This is a genomic window from Salinimicrobium oceani (genome assembly GCF_012037645.1).
In genome coordinates, this window is sequence record NZ_JAAVJR010000871.1 from 1 (window position 1) to 399 (window position 399).

The following is a 399-nucleotide window of genomic DNA, read 5'->3' on the forward strand; positions in this document are numbered from 1 at the left end:
TTCCTGTTCTGGTGCAGGTGATTAAAAATATGGAAGAAAACATCCTGAGTCCCGGCTTTTCCCGAAAGCAGCTGGATGTCATCAACGATCAATACATCGATGATCTGGTAGAAATGAATAAAATCATTCCTGTTATTCTTTTTTACTGATTCAATGTACTGCTGTGTAAATTTTTCTGCGGAAATATAAAGAACCGTCTTTTCCGGATATTTGTCTTTGATCTCGATCCCGATAGAATGCGCCAAATGGGTTTTTCCTAATCCAACTCCCCCGAATATAAGTAATGGGTTAAATGAAGTCTCCCCCGGCTTATTCGCAACTGCGAGGCCTGCAGAACGAGCCAAACGGTTAGAATCTCCCTCCAGGAAATTTTCAAAATTATAGTTGGGATTTAACTGA

Annotated in this window: 1 protein-coding gene; it reads right to left on the reverse strand. The window is 40.4% G+C overall.

Translation table 11 applies throughout. The features are described from left to right. The coding region (locus tag HC175_RS19815) for a DnaA ATPase domain-containing protein (RefSeq protein ID WP_168139815.1) at positions 1 to 399 on the reverse strand (399 nt) is incomplete at both ends.